Origin of the sequence: Celerinatantimonas marina (genome assembly GCF_046054165.1) — a bacterium.
Classification (GTDB): Bacteria; Pseudomonadota; Gammaproteobacteria; order Enterobacterales; family Celerinatantimonadaceae; genus Celerinatantimonas.
Genome location: NZ_JBFNXK010000008.1, coordinates 178,974 through 199,573, shown reverse-complemented (window position 1 = coordinate 199,573; position 20,600 = coordinate 178,974). Strand labels below are relative to the sequence as shown.

The window sequence follows — 20,600 nt, the reverse complement described above, 5'->3', positions numbered from 1 at the left end:
AGGATGTCCTTATTGAATAGTATCAAGCGGTTTGGTGTTAGAGCACTTGGGCTTCGGTTAATATCTGGCGCATTTGAGCGCGTTCCGCATCATTGAATATGACTGGGTAACGGCTGTTGCCGACGGCATAGCCTAGAACTTTGACGCTCTCTTTAACCACGGCTGGTGCGAAAGCCATACCATAAAGATTGGTGCGAAGCGCAGTGACCTGAGCCTGAACGGCTTCAGCCTGATCAGTTTGCTGATCGTTGAAATGGTGATAGACCTTTTGCACCAGTTCCGGAATGATGTTGGCTATCCCGGAGATACAACCGCAGCTGCCTTCTTGAAAGCCTTTTAAGATCAGCGAATCAGGGCCGGTTAACACGCCGAAATTATCGTGTTGTTGGCTCACAAGATGGAATGCATGCAAACTGTCATAGCTTCCCGCACTGTCTTTGATCCCAAAAATATTTGGATGATCGGCTAGTTTGTGGGCCACTTCGGGGGTAATGGTGTTACCGGTGCGCGCTGGAATGTTGTACAGATAAATAGGGAGGTTGATCGTATCGGCCACTTGAGTGAAGTAGCTGATGAGATCCTGATCCCGTAGTTTGGCAAACCAAGGGGTAATGACAGAAACGGCTTTCAGCCCTAGTTTTTCCATCGCATGACCCAATTTTAGCGTTTCAGCCAGCGAGACTGCCCCGATATGTGCGGTGACATTAATGGTTCCAGCTGCTTGTTCATAACAGGTTTGGGCGACTTTGATCCGCTCTTCTGTCGTTAGCGCAAAAAATTCGCCGTTAGTCCCCCCACAGAAGATGTTGTTCCCGCATTTTTTCTGACGATCGACCTGAACTTTCAATTGTTCATAATCGACTTCACCTTGGGCATTCATTGGGGTGATGATGGCTGCGTTGACGCCGCTAATAGGTTGTTGCATGAGAGACTCCTGAAGTTAAGCAATATGGGTGTAGATAGCGGCAAGTTCGCTTTCGGTGATGGCACAAGGCATATGGGCGATCAGTCGTTTTACGTTAATCGCGGCTGTAGCTAGTTTGGGAATATCATCTGCTTTGATGTCTAGCTCGGATAGATGAGTGGGCAGGCCTAACCGGTTGACCAAATTGTCGAGATAGTCGATCAAGCGGTCAGCTTTATCTGTTGCGCTAAGGCTTAAGTCAGCATCGTCTAATAGGTCATACACCTGGGCCAGTTTGTCACTTAACTGTGGGGCCAAATGACGGAAACATGGAACCAAAAGAATCGCATTCGCGATGCCATGTGGAATGTGGTAGCTACCGCCTAGTGGATAGGACATTGCATGTACGAGATGGGTGCCGGAATGATAGATACAAGCGCCCCCATAATAAGAGGCCCACAGCATATTGAGCCGAGCTTCCAGATCACTGGGGTTGGCCATGACGGCTTCGATCCCATTAAATAGTTTGCGCATGCCGATCCGTGCGTAGTTATCAGCAACCTCGTTGCCAATCGATGCGGTAAAGCATTCGATCAGATGGCAGAGTGCATCAATTCCGGTCGATGCGGAGATTTTAGCCGGCATGCTCACGGTTAGTTCCGGGAGCAGCGCCACGTAATCCGGAAGCATGATGTTGGAGATAATTCCCACTTTGGTCTGTTGGGCTGGAACCGCCAGAATGGCGTTCGGTGTCGCTTCGGAGCCGGTACCCGCGGTGGTTGGAATTAAAAGTGAACGTAGCCGGCTGGTGGGTTGAGCACCGGCGAATAGGTCGGTCAATGTCAAACTATTGCGGCTATCAAGTAGAACTGACAGTAGTTTGGCTATATCCAGCACACTGCCACCGCCAATACCAACAACCATATCTATTGCTTGATGGGTTAACGTGTCGAGTAATTGGCTGACATCTGCGTCGGCCGGTTCTGCGGGAACATTATCAATAATGGTTAAGCTGTCACTGGCCTGCCGCAGCTGTTCGGTTAATTGCTGCGCATCCGGCAGTTGGCTGATATTGGGGTCAGTCACCAGCAGGATCCGTTGATGACCGATTAAATAGTCTAAATCCCTGAGGGCATGGTAGCCGCTTAACACCGTACTGTTGATCGTCATTGCTGTACCTCAAAATGCATGTTTTTAAAAATGATTTTTTTCAATCAATATCTGGTCCTGAAAAATAAAAGGAGTGCCAGATTTTATGCATATATTTATAAAACAATGAAGAATATGATTATTTGAGGTTGCTCACAAATAATCATATGTGATTAAATATAATCATTCAGGAGATAAAGATAAGATGGATGATCTGATGAAAGGCGCAAATAGAACCCATGTATTGGTGATTGCGGATGATTTTACCGGAGCGAATGATGTCGGCATGATGTTGGTCCGACAAGGGTTTGAAACCTCCATTCATTTGTCTCTTGACGGTGTCCTCCCCACATTATCGGGTGCGACGCAACAGGCGCTCGTTGTGAATACTGATAGTCGTTCGGTTACATCCCAGATGGCCCATGCTCGTATCGAGCAAGTGATGCATCAGTTTAATCAGTTGCAACAACCGTTCTGGTTGTATAAAAAAATTGATTCGACGCTGCGCGGCAATATTGGGATCGAGATTGAAGCGATTCTGCGACATAGCGAATTGCCAATGGCCATTGTGGCACCAGCTTTCCCCGACGGAGGGCGATTGACTCAAAATGGCGAGTGTTGGGTGGGAGAACGGCGACTAACGGACACTGAATTTGCCAGTGATCCAAAAACGCCCGTGAATTCTTCCCGTATTAGTGACATTTTGAGTGAACAAACGCATCTCTCATATTGGGAAATAACGCTTAACGGCAGTCTTGACGATACTACGGCAGTTCTGGAAAAAGCCCGACAGGCGGGCATTCAAACTGTGATCGTCGACATTAAAAACAATGAGCAATTGCAACATCTCGGACGTGCTATTCGTCAGCTCAGCTTTAAGCCGCTGTGTGTTGGGTCGGCCGGCCTGAGCCAGTATCTATTTACCCCGGATCAAGATGTTTCCAGAGTGCAGCCGATGTTGGCTGTGGTTGGTTCCATGAGCCAAATTGCTTGTGAACAGATTGATCTGGCGGCCGCCCGCAAACCAGTTCAAGTGGTGACCATCGACGTGAGCGAGTTATTTGAAAAGCCGTGGGCTGCATTGGTGGATTATTATAGCCAACAGATCACCGCCGCCTATCAACGTCATCATCACATCGTATTACACACCATGACACCGGCAACCAACCGAGAGCTTATCGAACAATTTTGTCAGCGTAAACAGCTGACACGGCATCAACTGGGGACTCAGATCAGTGCCTTTTTAGCCCAGTTGGTGAGCTATCAAGTGAAGCAGCAAATCTTTTCTGGGCTTTATCTCTCCGGCGGTGATACCGCCTTGGCCGTGACTCAAGCCCTTTATGCCAGCCATTTTCATCTGCAAGGCGATATTGCGGGGTTTGTTCCCTGGGGATATCTGCCAGATAGCAGTCATCCCAACTTATTAATTATGACGAAGTCCGGAGCGTTTGGATTGCCCGACACGTTATTGCAGGTTATTGAATTTATTGAGGAGAAAACACGTGAGTAAAATTATTGCTGTGACTATGGGCGACCCTGCAGGGATTGGCCCCGAGATTATCATCAATGCATGCGCACAAAGCGATTTGGATGGTCAGCCATTAGTGGTCATCGGCTGCGCGAAAACATTGCAGCGAATTTTGGATATGCATATCACCAAACCATTGCAACTGAATGTGATCGAATCGGTGGCTCAAGCGCGATTTGCTCCAGGAGTACTTCATGTGATCGATGAGCCGTTAGCTGATCCAGACGCATTGGAACCCGGAAAAATTCAGGCTCAGGCCGGTGATCTGGCTTATCGCTGCGTGAAACGGGCGACCGAATTGGCTATGGATGGGCAGGTGTGTGCGATTGCTACGGCTCCTCTGAATAAGGAAGCCTTACATCTGGCGGGGCATCATTATCCGGGGCATACTGAACTTTTAGCCAAGCTGACGGATAGTAAAGACTATGCGATGGTGTTGTATACTGACAAACTGAAAGTCATCCATGTATCCACACATATTTCACTACGTCATTTCCTTGATACCTTGTCGCAGGAACGGATCTGTACGGTGGTTGGAATTGCCGATCAGTTCTTGAAACGGGTTGGTTTTAAAGCTCCTCGAATTGCGGTAGCGGGCGTGAATCCCCACGCTGGGGAACATGGCTTATTTGGCGATGAAGAAGTGAAATTTGTAGAGCCTGCCGTGCAGACCATGCGTCAGGAGGGCGTGAATGTTGCCGGTCCAATTCCTCCGGATACCGTCTATCTTCAGGCTTTTGAAGGTCAGTATGATATGGTAGTTGCGATGTATCATGATCAAGGGCATATTCCACTGAAAATGCTTGGATTTTACGATGGCGTTAATATTACAGCTGGTTTACCATTTATTCGAACTTCAGCGGACCACGGAACGGCCTTTAATATTGCGTGGCAGGGTAAAGCGAATCCTGACAGCATGGCAATTTCAATTAAGTTGGCAATGCAGATAGCCTAAGGGAGAACAAATGACAGGTAATGGGCGTTTAGATCAAATACTCAACTATTTAAAAGGTCAGAATTTAGTGACCGTTGAACAACTGGTTGAAGTTACAAATGTCTCACCTGCCACTATCCGTCGCGATCTGATTAAACTTGATCAACAGGGGGTCATCAGCCGTACTCATGGTGGCGTGACCCTAAATCGTTTTGTGGCCGATCAGCCCACTACTGGCGAGAAGCAAGGGCGCAATTTAGCGGAGAAAAAAGCGATTGCCCATGCGGCCGCTGCCTTGGTTAAAAATGGTGATTCAGTGGTTCTGGATGCCGGAACTACCGCACTGGAATTTGCTCGGCAGTTGACTCACTTGCAGCTTCGAGTGATCACGTCAGATTTGCATGTTGCTTTGTTCCTTTCTGAATTTAAGCAGATTGAAGTGACGATTATCGGGGGGCGTATTGATGATAGCAGTCAATCCTGTATCGGAGAGCATGGCCGGCAACTATTGCGACAGCTTCATCCAGAGATTGCGTTTGTCACCTGTAATTCCTGGAGTTTAGAGCGAGGGATTACGGCTCCAACGGAAGAGAAAGCGGGCCTTAAAGCTGACCTTTGTTATAATGCTCGGCAGCGGATCCTATTGGCTGATAGCAGCAAATATGGGGCATATTCACTGTTTCAGGCGACGCCATTAGAGCGTTTGACTCACATCATTACCGATCAGAATCTGCCAGAGACTGTGCAGGAACAACTGCGCCATCTGGATTTAGAACTGATACTCACCTCGTTGTAGAATAATTACGACCCATCAACTGTTTCCAGGTCTTCCTCCCGGTGATGATCGACGCGGGATGTCTTGGTTCGATAGTCGCTTTTATGCAGACAGTTGCCGACCCAGTGACTTATTTTTTAGGTTCTGGCTGGGGATAAACAAAAATTCTTATAAAAGTTTGCTACAGTTTGGATTTGTTGACTTTAGTTCTCGAACCTAAAGTCGATATGTTGTATATATTTTGTGCTTTTAAATTTTATTTCGCTCGATTTTGTGTCGCCTATGCATTTCTATCGCAGAAATCATGTAAATGGACCAAACCTCGATAGGTAGCAAGCATGATCAACCCCAGAGCCTTTGTTATCACACGCGATAAGCGTCATGCCGGAATTAAAATTCAACCGATTGATCATCAAGTTTCGGTTGAAGAGCTCCGTGCGGCTTTTGCGTTGTCTGATTTTAGTGACTGGGCGCTCGATCTGGAAGGTTTACTTAATGCCGTTCACCGGATCAATCATTGTGGTGATGCGAGTGAGGCCGAAGGGGATACGCTGACTGAAGAACTCGCAGTAATTGCTCAGCGAGTCGATGCCTCCATCTCTATCTCTGTCGCGGAAGATGCCATGAGTGCCACCGCACAGATTACGACCGCCCGGGGAGGCGAGCCGATCAGTTTGCCGCGACTGGTCAATGCGTTACATGAAGCGCGCGTTTGTTTTGGTCTACAAACCCAGCGGACACTTCGATTTATTAGCGAGTCGATCAGTGCTCTGCCCGGGACGGTCATGGAAGAGGTCATTGCCTTAGGTCGACCTCCAGAAAACGGTCAGAATACCCGTTTTAAACGGTTGGTGATGACGCCTCGAGAGCGACTGCGTCAACCGCAGCCGCGTGATCATGGCAAGGTAGATATGCGTGATTTGGGGCATTTGTGTACCGTCAAGCCCGGTGATGTCTTGATGCGGGTCATCCCCCATACGCTGGGGAAAGAGGGCAAAAATGTTCTAGGGGAGGTGTTGCCCAATCAAGTGGGTCAACCCATTGAGCTGGAAGTAGGGGAAGGTACGCGTATCGCCTCTTATGATCCGCATCTGTTATTAGCGGATTCGGTGGGGTTACCTATCGAAATCGAACATGGCATGCGGATCGATGATGTCTTGTCTGTTTCTGAAGTTAATGTAGGGACTGGGCATTTGAATTTTTCTGGATCCATTGTGATTAATGGCGATGTCCGTGAAGAAATGCGGGTTGTTGCGAGTGGTGATATTCATGTGATCGGTTATGTGGATTCGGCTTATTTGGAATCGGGGGGAGATATATTGGTTGAAAAAGCGATTATTGGCCACCGAAAACCTGATGATTCGTTTTCCTGTGAGTTAAAAGCGACAGGTGCGGTGCAGGCCCGAAACGCCCAATTTAGTAAAATTTCAGCCAACGGTGAGATTCAGATCCTTCGAGAATTGACCCATTGCCAGATTTTTACCCCTAAAAGTGTGCAGGTGATGGATCAGGGGGGGCGTCGGGGGCAACTGGTCGGAGGCGAAGTCGAAGCTGGGGAAACGATAGAAGCGATCGTATTGGGGAGTCCTGCAGGCCCGCATACTTATTTATCTATTATTGGTGAGTATCCTGCTCTTGAGCAGCAAAAAAACGAACTGATTGCGAAACGAGAAGAGATTTATACTAAGCTGGATGATCTGCTGGATGCACAAGTAAAATTAGGGAAAATTAAGGATCATCAGAAACGCGTTGAGCTTCAGACTAAAGTGTCAGCGACTTTAAAACATCACCATATTCAGTTGGCTGAATTGGAAGACTTACTGGAAGAAAATCAGAAGGCATTTGAAGGGTTTTTCACCCGAAGTAAACTTTTAGTCAGAAAACAGATGTTTGCTAATGTTCATCTCTCTATTGCCGGGGTGAATATTTCAAGTACTCGTGAATATGGGCCTACCCAATCCAGTATGGATGATGGGAAGTTATCGTTTGTTCCGTTGACTTAATCGAATACTAAGCTACCTGATAGTAGTTTGCTGAGGCTTCGAGTTCCTGATTAATGATGGCTTGCGTGGCTTTGATACAGCGACCACATTGGGTTGCAATCTGTAATTGTTGTTTTATTTCTTTGACGGAGATATTCCCTTCCCGAACCGCTTTGCGGATCTGTTCATCGGTAATTCCCTGACATATACATACAAACATGGTTTTCACCTACAATCTCTCATTGCTTAAATTTTAATAAAAATAATTCTCATTAGCAATGATGGTTGCTCATTTTTTAACACTGTTTGATATGGCTCAATCCTGTTGTGATTACTGGTGATAAATAATGGCCATGCTGGTTGCATAATTGAGTTGAACTTCATTAGAATAATTGAGTTATACAGTGTTCTGTATATTTATTCTCAGGGCGGGGTGGAAGTCCCCACCGGTGGTGATAGATGTTCAATCTTAAGCCCACGAGCGTATTGGGGTTTAGCGGTCAATGCGCAGATTCGGTGTGATTCCGAAGCCGACGGTTATAGTCCGGATGGGAGAGAAAAATAACTCAGTACTAGTCTTCCGATAGATTATCTGCTCCGTTAACGATCTTAGTCGTTATCTCCTTTAGCCCTGATTCTGGTATTTAATATGAATTAGGAATCTACCATGAGTCAGAATCTTTTAACCCTTGACGGTGATAGCTTTACCCGTGTTGAAACAGCATTGGCTGCGCTACGGGATGGATGTGGTGTGCTGTTAGTTGACGATGAAGATCGTGAAAACGAAGGCGACATTATTTATGCTGCAGAAACCATTACACCTGCGCAAATGGCACTGATGATCCGCGAAACGAGCGGGATTGTTTGCCTGTGTATGGAACAGGATAAAATGGCGGAACTCGATATCACCCCGATGGTTGATCACAACACCAGTAAAAACCAGACCGCATTTATGGTAACGATTGAAGCGCGTGATGGGGTCACTACCGGTGTCTCTGCTGCGGATCGGGTCACGACGATTCAAGCTGCTATTGCTGATGATGCTAAACCGGCTGATCTGTCCCGTCCCGGTCATGTTTTCCCATTGTGTGCTCGCACCGGAGGCGTGCTGACTCGTCGCGGCCATACCGAAGGTTCGGTTGATTTGGCTCGTTTAGCAGGTCTTAAACCCTATGGGGTATTAGCGGAACTTACAAAAGAAGATGGGACGATGTCGCGTTTGCCGGATGTTATTGAGTTTAGCAAAGCGCATAAGATGCCTATCCTGACGATTGAAGACTTAGTCGCGTATCGTAAACGTTAAGAAAGTTCGACAGAGTCCCGCTGAACCGGGATGGCGGATGAAGTGCTATCGTTTCAGTGAGTGGAGCGATTCATAGGTCATGATTATGTTTGGTACATGAGCATGGCCTATCCATTGGTGCCCATCCGCGATCGATGTTACGTGTGTCGCTTGGGGGCATATAGTCTAACCGTTTCATTTCTTGCTATTTTGTGGATGAAAACTCAATTATTGACGTTTTCCCTCGTTTTCATGCCTATATCTGGTTTTTAAGCCGTTAAAGACTCGATTAACGGTCGATAGAACATTTGATATCAGGTATCGATGTGTGTTGAAAAATCGCTTATATCAACTAAATACAATAGTTTTAAATAGATTGATCCTGCTTGCATTATTTATGCTTAATTAAACAGCAAAAGCTTGCACTCTCTGAATAAACGTGGTTTATTGAAATGGCGTTTACTCATTTGTAGAGGAATAGTAATGCAAATGTATCATAGTGCTAAAGCATCAAGTTTCGTAGAAAGTGGTTTTATTGATCGTTATTTAAAAGAACGTCAACGCTATTTTAATAGTGCTTGCCAATTCATTATTTCTGAGCAGGAAACGCCGGAAGAACTCACCCGAAGTGCTTTGTCCCATGCCTATCAACAAGGATGGATCTCAATTACTCAATTTCAACAATGGAATAGTCAGTTGGCCGATTAGCCCATTGCTGTAATAATTTTCGCTGGACTTTTAAACTGGCTTGTTGCGGTAGTTGATAATAACGAACAGGCCGCTTGAAAGCTGATAAATACGATTTTAGGTAGCAATCTAAATCGTAATGGTTGTTATTTTTAATTTGTTGAATGAATGCAACGGGGCGAGCTCCGTATTCCTGATCGTTTTGAGCAACGACGGTTGCCGTTAGAATATCAGGATGATTTAGCAGAATTGTTTCTATTTCTTCAGGTTGGATGTTCTCCCCTCCACAGATAAACATATTATCAATACGCCCATGGACAATGAGATTGCCGCCCGCATAGTGTCCTATATCATGACTGTGGTACCAACCTTGGGGATCGGTGATAGCGATAAGGATCCCCGATTGAAAATAGCCCGGCGAGAGCGTTTGGCCGCGTAAACAAATTTCACCGTTCTCTAGTTTTAATTCCCGATAATCGAGTAGTTTTCCAGCCCCTTGTCCTTGCCCTACGATTCGGGTTGCAATTTGTGAGCTCATTTCTGAACTGCCATAACTCATATAGCATTGAAAACCTCGCTGCTGAGTTTGTAATAAACGCGCTTCGTTACAGCTTCCCCCTCCGATGAGAATATGTCGCAGAGCTAATTGCTGAGAGTGAAAATCAGCTGAGGGCAGTAACCGATAAAGTTGGGTCGGAACCAGCGAAAGGTGGGTAATAGCATGGTTGTTTAAGGTTGGTTCTAAAGCAAGCTGACTAAAGGTTAGACGAGCTCCGGCTAGCAGACAGCGCCAAATTAGGGCCTGACCACCGACATGAAACAACGGAAGTGAAGCTAACCAGTTATCATCACTGGTTAAAGGGATGAGTTTATTACTGCCTAAAGCGCTGTAATACAGATTTTGCCAACTGTGAATAACGGCTTTGGGAGCCCCACTACTTCCGGAGGTGAGCACCATATCCACCCATTGTTTTGGGTCTAATGTGATATCCAGGATGTCAAAGTGTTTGGCGGTTGCTGAAAAATCTAGGGCGATCGTTCTGAGCTTGGTTGCTGCGGTTGGGGTGGATAGATCATCCACTAAAATCGTGAGCTGAAAAGTATCAATCGCTTGCCGGCGTTGCTCGGCTCGAAAATGAGGGCTGATGGCACAGAAAACCCATCGCCCGTGTAAACACGCTTGCTGTAGTAATAGTCCATGTAATGGATGGTTGGCAATCCAGCCAATCCTGCTTTGAGGCGGAAGTGGTAACTGCTGTAATTGTTGCAGCAATGCGGCCACTTTACAGGCTAAATGGTGATAGCTCCAGCATTCCTGATCACCTTCGACGGCAATACGGGTCGGGTGGCGGATGGCTTGTTGAAAGAGGGGTGATTGCATCGTCGTTATAGCATCTATCCATAAAGTATGATTGAGTCTGCGTGATGGATAAACTATTCGCTCATCTGAGCTATTCGCAGTCTCAACGGCGCTTAGTATGCCAAAGATTGATAAAGATAGCTTGTAAATAGATCAATCCAATAGTGGATTTTGCTCGGTGCCGATATATTTTAATAGTCGTCTTTGGCTAGGACCGGTCAACGCCCCGAGGGTGTCAAGACCGGGATGACGATCTCCGGTGGCCTGTGCCAGTTGTACCAGATGACTCAAACCCGCAGCGGTTTCATAACTGGAACTGATACTGATCCCGAGTTGATAGTGTGCAGCCATTTTTAATAAGGGCGTCAGTCGTTCGCCTAATAGGGTCGGTTTCAGAACTAGTGCTTTAAGCCCGGGGAAATAATCAGGCAGATGGGATGCTTGATATAGGCTTTCATCCAGAGCAATTGGATAACCGCAAACGGCCAGCGCCTGACAGTCACCTATGTCGGCGCAGGGTTGTTCCAGATATTCAACCGATGACATCGGAATTGCTCGACAAAAGGTGAGGCTTTCTTGCCGAGTCCATCGTTGGTTGGCATCCAGACGTAATTGGATTTGAGGTTTTAAGGCGACTATTTTTTTGATCAGTGCGATATCAGCCGCTAAGGGTTGCCTTGCCACTTTGAGTTTGGCTCTAAAGATAGGGCCTGACCAATGTTGTAACTTATTGAGGATCTGTGCTTCAAAGCCTTGTAATAAAGGATAGCTGACTGGAATGGGTAATATCCCCGGAAACGGCTTTAAAGCACATTGGCGTGCCCATGCAACAGCCGGAGGTAAAGGTCTAGATTTGTCAGTGAGCCATACACAAAAAGCATGATAACAGTCTGTTAATGACTCCTGACTGAACCCGGGCAACGGCGCTATTTCACCTAATCCGAATAAATCACCGTTTTGATGCAGTTCTACTTGTAGGGTACGTCGATAGCGCTGGCGAGGATCCCAAGGACAGTGCCAAGGCGTCCGAACCAGAAAGAGTTTTAATTGCCAGCGCAGGTGCATCGATTATGGGTTACGGGTGAATTTAGAAAAATCAGGATCCCGGTGTTCGTTAAATGCGTTACGACCTTCCTGACCTTCTTCGGTCATATAGAAGAGCATCGTTGCGTTACCGGCGAGTTCTTGTAATCCGGCTTGACCATCACAATCCGCATTCAATGCCGCTTTGAGGCATCGCAGCGCAATAGGTGAGTTGCGTAGCATCTCTCGACACCATTTAACGGTTTCTTTTTCCAGATCGGCCAGTGGAACCACTGTATTCACAAGCCCCATGTTCAGTGCTTCTTGTGCGTCATACATCCGGCATAAAAACCAGATTTCACGAGCTTTTTTCTGACCGACTAAGCGAGCCATATAGCTGGCTCCCCATCCCCCATCGAACGAACCGACTTTCGGGCCAGTTTGACCGAATTTAGCATTATCAGCCGCAATGGTCAGGTCGCACAGCATGTGCAGAACGTGCCCCCCACCGACGGCGTAACCCGCAACCATGGCGACAATCGGTTTTGGGCAACTGCGGATATCTCGCTGCAAATCAAGTACATTTAGATGATGGACACCGCTGTCATCTTTATAGCCAGAATCCCCACGGATTTTCTGGTCGCCGCCACTACAAAAAGCTAAATCACCGGATCCGGTGAAGATAACGGCCCCAATGTTGGCATCATAACGAGCATCCGCTAATGCTTGGATCATCTCTTGCACGGTTCGAGGCGTAAATGCATTGCGAACCTGAGGACGATTAATGGTAATTTTAGCGATTCCGCAACTTGATTTATGATAAAGGATATCTTGATAGTCTCCCGAGACATCGGTCCAGTGGACGGGTGCGGTTAAATCGCGGTCATTCATAAAAACCTCATTAGATTTCAACTTGTTGTAAAAAAGAGCGGACCGTTTCCAGATAAATTTCCGGTTGCTCAAAATGGACATTATGTCCGGCATTGTCAATGCAATAGCGGGTTCCCTGACGAAGATTAGGGATTAATTTTTCGGCTAAGACGACAAATTTTTGATCTTGCCGGCCGACGATGAGCGCTACGGGACAATCTAATTTTGCCAATTTAGCGGTGAGTTCCGGTTGTCTGGCTAAACTGGTTGATTCCAGCATTTGAGCCAGCAATTGAGGGTTAGATTGACGTTTAATTTCAATTTGATGTTGGCGTTGTAAATCGGATAAATTGGCAAATACCGGTTGTTTGTACCAATCGGCAAGTACCTCTTCTAACGAGTCATTCATCAATCGATTGACCCAGGTAAAATCATAGCGTAGTCGGGCGGTTTGTGCGGCTTCGTCTTCTAATCCTGGATGGGTCGATTCCAGAAGTAACGCCTTGAGTCCTTTGGGGTGATGGCTGGCATGAAAGGCCGCTAGGCGTCCACCTAAACTATATCCAATCATCATGTACTGACGGATCCCTAATTGTTTCAGTACATGTTCGATCAGACGATGACATTGCCGAAAGCCATGTCGTTTATCCGGTTGCACATCCTGACTCATTCCATGGCCGGGCAAATCAATACTGACACAAAAATATTGGTCACTTAAGGCGGATGTGATGTATCCCCAATCATTGCTGCTTCCCATAAAACCATGCAGAAAAACGAGCGCTGGGTTGTTTTTGGATCCTTTGACACTAAAGTGAAGTGAGCTCACGCACCTGTTCTCCTAATCGATGGATTGCACGAGTCGCTGTATCGGCGCGACTTTTGAGTTCAAGTAGATGGATCCCCCCCTCTTGTAGAGCCTGAGTATATTGAGTTGCCAGCGCCTGGCATCCTTCAATCACCGCATAATGCAACTGAAACTGAGCGGCAATTGAAGCAAAAGTATACCCGTGGGGAAGTTGATAATAATCCCGGGCTATATGGTTCTGCTTGGGTACCGGGAGCAGATCGAATATAGCACCGCCATCATTGTTGAACACAATAATAATGACTGTTGCAGTGAGTTGTCGGGTCAATGCTAATGAGTTTAGATCATGGAGCAATGAGATGTCTCCCAGAATCATCGTGGTTGTGATGCCGGTACTGGCCAGACCACATCCGGTCGCGATTAAACCATCGATACCCGAACAGCCCCGATTGGCATAAATGGTGATATCCGGTTTTAACCGGCCTCCGGCAACAAGTTGCATCTGTCGGATCGCCAGACTATTACCGATCATCAACTGACTATGAGATGGAATCAATGTTGATAGCGTTGCACAGTATGTCAGTTCGTTTTCTCCGTCAGGGGCTGGCAATTGTTGTTGCCAATGTTGCCAAGCGGAGGATTGCAGACTATTTCGATTTAAAGGCGGATGACTTTGTAGCCACTGTTCAATCATACAATGCCAACTTTCGCTGATTTGCCAGTTGGGATCAAGTCGTTTCCCGGTCGGTTGAATATGCCAGTGCTGGGCGGTTTGTCGATCCAGCCATTTTTGGAGCTGTTTTCCAACCAAGCGCCCACCAAATGAAATGATCCAGTCTACGGTATCGTTTTGCAACCGAGAATGATACATCAGTTGTTCTGCACTGTGGATGACCCCTTCCATGGCTAGTGCTTGCGATTGGATATCCACTAGCACCGGCCATCCGGATTGGTTGGCCCATTGCACAATTTGTTGGGCTATCTCTGGGCTTTCTAAGGCCCCAAGGATAATGAGTACACGTTGTTCAGGTAAAGGCGGCCATTGCGGATGAGAGGAAATCTGAAGCTGATGAGGGTGAATTCGGCAAAGGGGATGCCGATGTGTGAACCATGTTTTAAGACCGGATAGATATTCAGAAAAATCAGTGGTTGTTTCATCTGGATAAAACGGTTCCCGAAAACGACAGTTGATCAGAACCGGAGCCTTTTGCTGTGCACCTTGCTGAATGAGATCATCGAGTTTACCGAGTAGCGCTCGAGGTGGAAAATGAATATCTGGTGTCGGCAGATCCAGTTCGCGGTGTGGATAATTGGCAAAGATCCCGGGTTGATGGATCGCCTGATTGGCCCCACAGTCGATCAGTTCTTCCGGGCGATCGGCCGCCAGCACAATGAGAGGGTATCCAGATTGAGCCGCTTCGATAAACGCGGGATAAAGATTAGCGACTGCTGTTCCGGAGGTACAGATGAGGACGACCGATTGGTGCGTTGCCTTGGCGATACCCAAAGCAAAAAAACCAAGTCCTCTTTCATCAAAATGCACATGACGAATCAGCTCGGGATGGTTGGCGGCAGCCAGTGTGAGTGGTGCACTTCTGGAGCCGGGCGCAATACAGATATGTCGAACGTCCAGACGGAAGAGCTCCTCAATTATTAATTCGGCCCATAGTAAATTTAAATTGTTACACTGGGGGTTAACCATGAAGTATTCCTTGCAGCGCTGCCGTTTTTTGGTTGAGTTCATGCCATTCTAACTCGGCTTGTGAGGCTTTGATAATTCCGGCTCCCGCATAGGTTGTTAATTCATCGCCATCTTGCATCGCGGAGCGGATCGCAACGGCTAATTCTGCGGTTTCAGCACTGATGCATCCGACAACTCCGGCATACCAGCCTCGTTCAAAGGGTTCATTCTGGCGTAAAAACTGGTAGGCATTCTGTCTTGGATGACCGCAGACGGCTGGTGTGGGATGTAATGCTGAGATAAGCATTTGGTCGGTGACTTTTGAATGCAGCTGTGCTTCGATAGCACGGCTTAGATGCTGAACCTGACTCTGGCGACGGATGGTTAACGGAGCAATGGTGACTTCAGCGGTGAACGATTCAAGCTGTTGTTGAATGGCATCGACCACAAATTGATTTTCATGGATGTTTTTAGCGTCATTCAGCAATTGCTGGGCGAGGGCTAACGAATGCTGTTCATCGGTGCCGATACGACAGGTTCCCGCCAATGCTTCACTGTAAAACTGTTGCTGTTGCCTGAGATAGAGCCGTTCCGGCGTGACGCCAAAAAAGCTCCGATGGCTATCATAACGTAACCAGAATGCATAATTGTCGGGTTCGGTTTGCTGCCATTTTTGCATGAGGGCCAGAGTATTAAGTGGATGAGCGAGTTGCCAGGTGCTCGCTCTGGCGAGAACGACTTTGTGGGTATGTTGGCTAAAGGTTTCCTGACAAATCTGCGAGACATTTTTTCGCCAGCGTTCAATGGTGGGCAGATGACCGACGAATGTGGCATGCACCGGTTGCCAGTGCAGTGGTTTTTCCTCGGATAACTGGGCGATTTCTTGGCGAATAGAACGGATCTCCGCCTCTCGGTTTTCATCCGAAAGCCAACAATGGATAATCAATTGGGGCGTATCATGATGGCAGATTAATTCGATGCGGGGCAAAATAAACCGAAGCGGGCCAAAGCCGGGCCATTGAGAGGTTTGGGGATCAAATGACAACCCCCCATAAAATCGGCTTTGAGGAAATTGTTGTTTTAACTGTTCCAACTGTTCCAGCGTTCCGGCTTGGCGAAAAATGCCTATATAGCAGTGTCTGACTCCGGCCCGGTTTTTCCAGAATCCCTGAATGGGATGGGATTGGGAGGCCAGCCAAGCCAGTTCATCAACAATTGAGCAGGAAAGCTTAATTTGCTGATAGTTTCGTTTATTAGGACTGGATAAAGCATGAAGCGCTTGATCAAGTTGTTTTTGATCAATCATTAATGAACTACTGATCCCATAAGCCGGCAATTAATGGTTCAATGTAACTGTTTTTGGCAAGGCTGAACAGAAGGATATGGATCCGTTTTGACCAGAAACAAAGGTGGATGTTTTTACGACAGGGTAGGATGACAAATGGTTATATCAGCATGGATAGAAGCAATGCGATTGCGGACATTACCGGTTGCGACCGCATCGATATTGTTGGGTAGTGCTTTGGCTGTGTATCATCATAGCTTCCGTAGTTCGGTGTTCGTTCTATCATTAGTGACGGCGTTATTGCTGCAGATTTTATCTAATTTTGCTAACGATTATGGGGATGCAGTAAAAGGTACGGATGATGAAACGCGTGTCGGTCCGCGACGAGCCGTGCAATCGGGAGTGATTTCGTTATCTGCTATGAAACGGGCGGTGTTGGTGTGTGCCGGTTTGGCCGTTTTATCTGGTATCGCGCTGTTGGCGGTAAGTCTGGGTCATCATTGGAAGGCTTGGCTTTGTTTTATCGGTTTGGGAATTATGGCCATTATTGCGGCGATTACCTATACGATGGGACGACTTCCCTATGGATATCGAGGGTTTGGCGATGTCAGCGTCTTCTTATTCTTTGGACTGTTAGGTGTTGCGGGGAGTTACTATCTGCATACCGGGTCATTGGAGCCGGCGATATGGCTGCCTGCAATTGCGAGTGGATTACTTTCCGCTGCTGTTTTGAACATCAATAATATTCGAGATTTAGAGCCGGATCGAGCCGCAGGCAAACATACACTGGCGGTTCGTTTGGGCGGGAAAAGTGCTCGGATTTATCATCAGATCTTAATCTTTGGGGCATTTTTTGCTTTTATTGGCTTTTTAACCCTGAGCCATAGTCGGGCGGGCTATCTGGTCTTACTGGCGGCAATACCTCTTTTGAAATCGGCTGTGACGGTCTATCGCAGTCAGGATCCTAAAATTCTGGATGGATTACTCAAAACCACAGCGAAATTATCACTCTTGGCGAATGTAAGCTTATCCGTGGGTTTATTGATCAGTATGTATGTCAGCTCAGGGATTTAACCGTAAAAGCGTCATCGTTCCTCGTTGAAAAGTGATTCATGTCCTGCTGCGGATATGAATCACGGATTTGACAACTTAAAAGAGGAGGGCTAGTCGGCAACTATCTCTTCACCATGTCGAAGTCGTTCACGAAGTGATTGAACTTTGGCATCCATGATTTCGAGTTTGTGGAGTTGTTCGCGTTCAATATCGCTGGTGGTGCGACACTCGGCGATTCCTCCATTGCGAATGACTAATCGTTGCTCAGCCATCAGTGCCAGTAGTGGATCATGCGTTGCAATCAAGACTATTTTTTCATTGCGAATTAAAAGCTGTAGCGCTTTTTTACGATCAATGCCGGCATTTTCGACTTCATCGATTAAAACGACTGGTGATGCACTTAAAAAAGCAGTGTCTGCGATCATTAGCGCTCGGGATTGTCCGCCGGATAATCCGGTGATCGGGGTGTTGGCAGCGAAGGGTTCTCCGGCTAGTTGGTTGGCCTGATCCAGAATTGTCTGAACGATCTGTGGATTATCCTGATGCCGACTCTGTGCATGCAGTTGGATAAAATCGGCCACGGAGGTATCCATCACAAAATTCATATTTTGTGAAAGCTGGGCAACCAATTTATGCTCCAGTGAAAATCGGTGTTCCGGATCAGGGAGTTTGTCATCGATGAGAATCGTTCGTCCGGTTGGGGTATCTTTTTGTGCCAGCCATTCGATGTCAGCCAGAAGTCGGCTTTTCCCTGAGCCCGTGGGGCCGACAATACTAGTAATGGAACCTGGGCGCAGGGTTAGCGTGATGGGCTCGGCTTCACCACTTTTGTTATGGCCTGGCAATAGGGTGAGTGACTGAATGGAATAGACGGTCGGCTGCAACACTCCTTGTTGTTCCTGTAATAGGGTTAAAAAGTGTTCCAGTAATTGTTCCCGTGCATATCCGAGTTCTTCCAATTCGTTTTCATCCAAGTGTTGGATATATTCATTCAGTGTTTGTCGGGCCAAATAATTGGGGAGTTGCAGTCGGGTAAATTCCTCGGCTGCGACCGGAAAGTGACTGAATAATGTGATGAGGGGGGTATGTTCCCACGAAGGCGTTTGTTGATTCATGAGCTAGCCTTAATCTTTTTGATGTTGCCGAGCTGGAATTCATCGCCAATACGGGTTTCGCCCAGACAATAGGAGCATAGCGCGGCTGGCATGGCGAATCGTAACTTCCCTCCAGTCACCGTGACCGTTTCATCAGCTTGCGCTAATAGCCGAGCCAGTTCAAATGCTCCCTGACCGGTGATCCCATTCACTTGTAGAATCCGGGCCTTACTATTAGCCCGGCGAACCTGATAGGCGAACACTTCGCGTTCGGCCTGAGATACAATATCCCCTTTGGTAATCACTACGATATCCGCCAGTCGTAGCATCGGACCGATTTTCTTTGGTGTTTTTAAGCCCATCAGATTGTCGATGACGCATACGGCTAAAACGCCTCGGATGTGAGGGGAACAACGGTTACATAATCCAGCACTTTCCGTAAACAGGGTGGTGAATTTTTGCTCAATTCCCCACTGTAAACAATCTTCAATGTTGCTTACAAAGTAATGATCGGGACAAAGATTGCCTGATAATCCGACTTTGACGGGGACATCGAGAGCTTGGTAGCGCTGATCATCTTCTGTTGACAAGCAATCGAATTTGACAACGCCCATCTGCTGGGTTTGACGCATTTCGGTAATGACATGCGTGAGTACGGAAGTTTTCCCCGAAGATGGAGGGCCTGAGACTGTAATAAGTTTCATAATTATACCGTCATGAGTCCGGGCGCGAGCGCGTCGATAAAGGTCGTGTTTAAGTGTTCAGATTGTTTGGCGTGATCGGTCTGAAGCAGGATATCCCAGTCCGGGAAGAGATAGGGTTTGGACCAGTCCATCAACTCGGGTTTGATAAAACCGCCAAGGCTAAACACGGGTGTCATGTCCGGTCCTTTCAGAAAATCGATAATAGGTTGTAACTGTTTGAGTTTGTCTCGTTTGGCAAACAGCGTCATCGGGGTGAGTAGTGGACCATCTTTCAGTTCAATAATGGCGGCTCGTTTTCGGGATGGGAGTTGATTGATGATGGCATTGGGCAGAATGTTATAGGCCACCCGTTCTTTATCGTTGGAGTCAACGGCTTTGATGAGTTTCGAAAAATGTCGGACTCCTCCGATGTTTTGAGCCAGTTGGCAAATTCGTTCATCCCCATAGCGTTGGTGTAGGATTTGTAGCAGTGTCATACCTCCGACTTCACCGTGACAGCCGTGAATAGCAATTTGTCCTTGATAGATTGGATCGAGTAAATCTTCCCAAGTCTGGGGATAGGGGGGGGCGGTTTTCACGCTGAGATCACATAATAATGACCAGTTCCCAAAGGCAAAAAAACCAAGATTGTATTGCGTTGCCGCCTCTTTAAAACGAGAGGGAAACTGACTTACATCATCATTGATCCCCTGAAGCAGACCGGTATCCACAAATCGAGAACGAAACGGTTGCGAAAGTGCGGTTCGCATACTGGTACTGAGCCACAAGTCCGGTAACATTTCTGCATCAGAAACTTCTCGAAGGATCCCCTCTAGACCATGTGGGATCCCATCCATGATGGATGGGCAGTAGATCGGCATGTCGTGGCTGGCATTATAATCGTTGATAAACGTTTCAAGGACCATTTTAAATTTAACTTTGATGGGACAGGGAACAGACATCACGATATTCAGCGCTCCGGGCTGAAAAATCGGAGTTCCCATTTCGGTTTCTGGAATAGCGGTCGCAGTATCGGTCATAGCTATGCCTCTCTGAGCTGACGCAAAGTGAAAAAGAAGTCAATCTGATCCCTTGAGCAAGTTGTATACCAGAGTAATGAGTTTTTTGTAATTTAAATAAATTTCAATAAAAACAATTAATTATTGTGTACTAATCTCGAACTGAAATAATCCTCACATCGTGAATTGTTCGGTTGATTGTGGGGTTCCCGACAAAGTCAGGCATGGGGCACTTTGATGGGCCCTTGTGTTTTAGTCTTAAAAATTTATACTGATCGGCAACTTGTCGGAGTGCCGAAAGGCTGAGATTGTGACGCTCGTTCATTGAGCCCATAAGATCCGTATCACCTGATCAGGATAATGCCTGCGAAGGGAACAAGTGAGAAAACAGCGGTGATAAACGATGATCCATGACTTGGATTTTGAAATTTTCCGATGCTGATTCCCCCCTGTTGATACTCCCGACAAGCCTCCATATTTATGATT

19 protein-coding genes and 2 riboswitches are annotated in these 20,600 nt (G+C 46.9%); of the genes, 7 read left to right on the top strand and 12 right to left on the bottom strand.

The features are described from left to right. Positions 1 to 37: 37 nt before the first annotated feature. Together ABUE20_RS11180 and ABUE20_RS11175 are read right to left on the bottom strand one after the other, a co-directional pair. Positions 38 to 925: a dihydrodipicolinate synthase family protein gene (locus ABUE20_RS11180; protein ID WP_408620009.1), complete on the bottom strand. Its 888-nt coding sequence runs from the start codon at positions 923 to 925 to the stop codon at positions 38 to 40. 15 nt (positions 926 to 940) lie between these two features. Next, positions 941 to 2,074 carry an iron-containing alcohol dehydrogenase gene (locus ABUE20_RS11175; protein WP_408620008.1) on the bottom strand — a complete coding sequence of 378 codons (1,134 nt, stop codon included), beginning with the start codon at positions 2,072 to 2,074 and terminating at the stop codon, positions 941 to 943. Positions 2,075 to 2,258: 184 nt separating this feature from the next. Between ABUE20_RS11175 and ABUE20_RS11170 the strand changes: the two genes are divergently transcribed. The 4 genes from ABUE20_RS11170 (at position 2,259) to ABUE20_RS11155 (ending at position 7,293) form a co-directional block, all read left to right on the top strand. Further along, the gene (locus ABUE20_RS11170; protein ID WP_408620007.1) at positions 2,259 to 3,563 is read left to right on the top strand and encodes a four-carbon acid sugar kinase family protein; all 1,305 of its coding nucleotides are present in this window, start codon (positions 2,259 to 2,261) and stop codon (positions 3,561 to 3,563) included. 16 nt (positions 3,564 to 3,579) lie between these two features. Next, on the top strand, positions 3,580 to 4,536 hold the full coding sequence (locus tag ABUE20_RS11165; protein WP_408620017.1) for a D-threonate 4-phosphate dehydrogenase: 957 nt from the start codon (positions 3,580 to 3,582) through the stop codon (positions 4,534 to 4,536). 10 nt (positions 4,537 to 4,546) lie between these two features. After that, positions 4,547 to 5,311, top strand: coding sequence for a DeoR/GlpR family DNA-binding transcription regulator (locus ABUE20_RS11160; protein WP_408620006.1), 765 nt, complete (start codon positions 4,547 to 4,549; stop codon positions 5,309 to 5,311). 317 nt (positions 5,312 to 5,628) lie between these two features. Further along, complete coding sequence (locus ABUE20_RS11155) at positions 5,629 to 7,293, top strand: flagellar assembly protein A (protein ID WP_408620005.1); 1,665 nt, start codon at positions 5,629 to 5,631, stop codon at positions 7,291 to 7,293. Positions 7,294 to 7,300: 7 nt separating this feature from the next. Here the strand turns inward: ABUE20_RS11155 and ABUE20_RS11150 are convergent, their stop codons facing one another. Beyond that, positions 7,301 to 7,492, bottom strand: coding sequence for a (2Fe-2S)-binding protein (locus ABUE20_RS11150; protein WP_408620004.1), 192 nt, complete (start codon positions 7,490 to 7,492; stop codon positions 7,301 to 7,303). A 195-nt stretch (positions 7,493 to 7,687) separates the two neighbouring features. After that, a riboswitch (FMN riboswitch) is annotated at positions 7,688 to 7,836 on the top strand. Positions 7,837 to 7,939: 103 nt separating this feature from the next. Here ABUE20_RS11150 and ribB point away from each other — a divergent pair. Continuing rightward, on the top strand, positions 7,940 to 8,575 hold the full coding sequence (gene ribB, locus ABUE20_RS11145; protein ID WP_408620003.1) for a 3,4-dihydroxy-2-butanone-4-phosphate synthase: 636 nt from the start codon (positions 7,940 to 7,942) through the stop codon (positions 8,573 to 8,575). A gap of 462 nt (positions 8,576 to 9,037) precedes the next feature. Then, positions 9,038 to 9,262 carry a hypothetical protein gene (locus ABUE20_RS11140; protein WP_408620002.1) on the top strand — a complete coding sequence of 75 codons (225 nt, stop codon included), beginning with the start codon at positions 9,038 to 9,040 and terminating at the stop codon, positions 9,260 to 9,262. Here the strand turns inward: ABUE20_RS11140 and menE are convergent. The 6 genes from menE to ABUE20_RS11110 form a co-directional block, all read right to left on the bottom strand. Further along, positions 9,222 to 10,622, bottom strand: a complete 1,401-nt coding sequence (gene menE / locus ABUE20_RS11135; protein ID WP_408620001.1) for an o-succinylbenzoate--CoA ligase — start codon at positions 10,620 to 10,622, stop codon at positions 9,222 to 9,224. The genes ABUE20_RS11140 and menE overlap by 41 nt on opposite strands. 132 nt (positions 10,623 to 10,754) lie before the next feature. Continuing rightward, on the bottom strand, positions 10,755 to 11,666 hold the full coding sequence (menC, locus tag ABUE20_RS11130) for an o-succinylbenzoate synthase (protein ID WP_408620000.1): 912 nt from the start codon (positions 11,664 to 11,666) through the stop codon (positions 10,755 to 10,757). A 3-nt stretch (positions 11,667 to 11,669) separates the two neighbouring features. Beyond that, the gene (menB, locus tag ABUE20_RS11125) at positions 11,670 to 12,515 is read right to left on the bottom strand and encodes a 1,4-dihydroxy-2-naphthoyl-CoA synthase (RefSeq protein ID WP_408619999.1); all 846 of its coding nucleotides are present in this window, start codon (positions 12,513 to 12,515) and stop codon (positions 11,670 to 11,672) included. 10 nt (positions 12,516 to 12,525) lie between these two features. Then, positions 12,526 to 13,320, bottom strand: coding sequence for a 2-succinyl-6-hydroxy-2,4-cyclohexadiene-1-carboxylate synthase (gene menH / locus ABUE20_RS11120; protein WP_408619998.1), 795 nt, complete (start codon positions 13,318 to 13,320; stop codon positions 12,526 to 12,528). Further along, positions 13,301 to 15,001: a 2-succinyl-5-enolpyruvyl-6-hydroxy-3-cyclohexene-1-carboxylic-acid synthase gene (gene menD, locus ABUE20_RS11115; protein WP_408619997.1), complete on the bottom strand. Its 1,701-nt coding sequence runs from the start codon at positions 14,999 to 15,001 to the stop codon at positions 13,301 to 13,303. The genes menH and menD overlap by 20 nt, the downstream gene beginning before the upstream one ends. Continuing rightward, complete coding sequence (locus tag ABUE20_RS11110; protein ID WP_408619996.1) at positions 14,994 to 16,286, bottom strand: isochorismate synthase; 1,293 nt, start codon at positions 16,284 to 16,286, stop codon at positions 14,994 to 14,996. Before ABUE20_RS11110 ends, menD begins: the two co-directional genes overlap by 8 nt. 135 nt (positions 16,287 to 16,421) lie before the next feature. Here ABUE20_RS11110 and ABUE20_RS11105 point away from each other — a divergent pair, with 135 nt between their 5' ends. After that, entirely contained in the window at positions 16,422 to 17,339 is a 918-nt protein-coding gene (locus tag ABUE20_RS11105; RefSeq protein ID WP_408619995.1) for a 1,4-dihydroxy-2-naphthoate polyprenyltransferase, read from the top strand. An 89-nt stretch (positions 17,340 to 17,428) separates the two neighbouring features. Here the strand turns inward: ABUE20_RS11105 and ABUE20_RS11100 are convergent, their stop codons facing one another. The 3 genes from ABUE20_RS11100 to ABUE20_RS11090 are packed head-to-tail and all read right to left on the bottom strand — an operon-like array spanning position 17,429 to position 20,135. Continuing rightward, on the bottom strand, positions 17,429 to 18,433 hold the full coding sequence (locus ABUE20_RS11100; protein WP_408619994.1) for an ATP-binding cassette domain-containing protein: 1,005 nt from the start codon (positions 18,431 to 18,433) through the stop codon (positions 17,429 to 17,431). Then, positions 18,430 to 19,116 carry a GTP-binding protein gene (locus tag ABUE20_RS11095; protein WP_408619993.1) on the bottom strand — a complete coding sequence of 229 codons (687 nt, stop codon included), beginning with the start codon at positions 19,114 to 19,116 and terminating at the stop codon, positions 18,430 to 18,432. The genes ABUE20_RS11100 and ABUE20_RS11095 overlap by 4 nt, the downstream gene beginning before the upstream one ends. Before the next feature lie 2 nt (positions 19,117 to 19,118). Next, a complete protein-coding gene (locus ABUE20_RS11090; protein ID WP_408619992.1) occupies positions 19,119 to 20,135 on the bottom strand; it encodes an ABC transporter substrate-binding protein in 1,017 nt (338 codons plus the stop codon). Between the two features lie 256 nt (positions 20,136 to 20,391). Then, positions 20,392 to 20,506, top strand: a riboswitch (TPP riboswitch). Positions 20,507 to 20,600 lie beyond the last annotated feature (94 nt).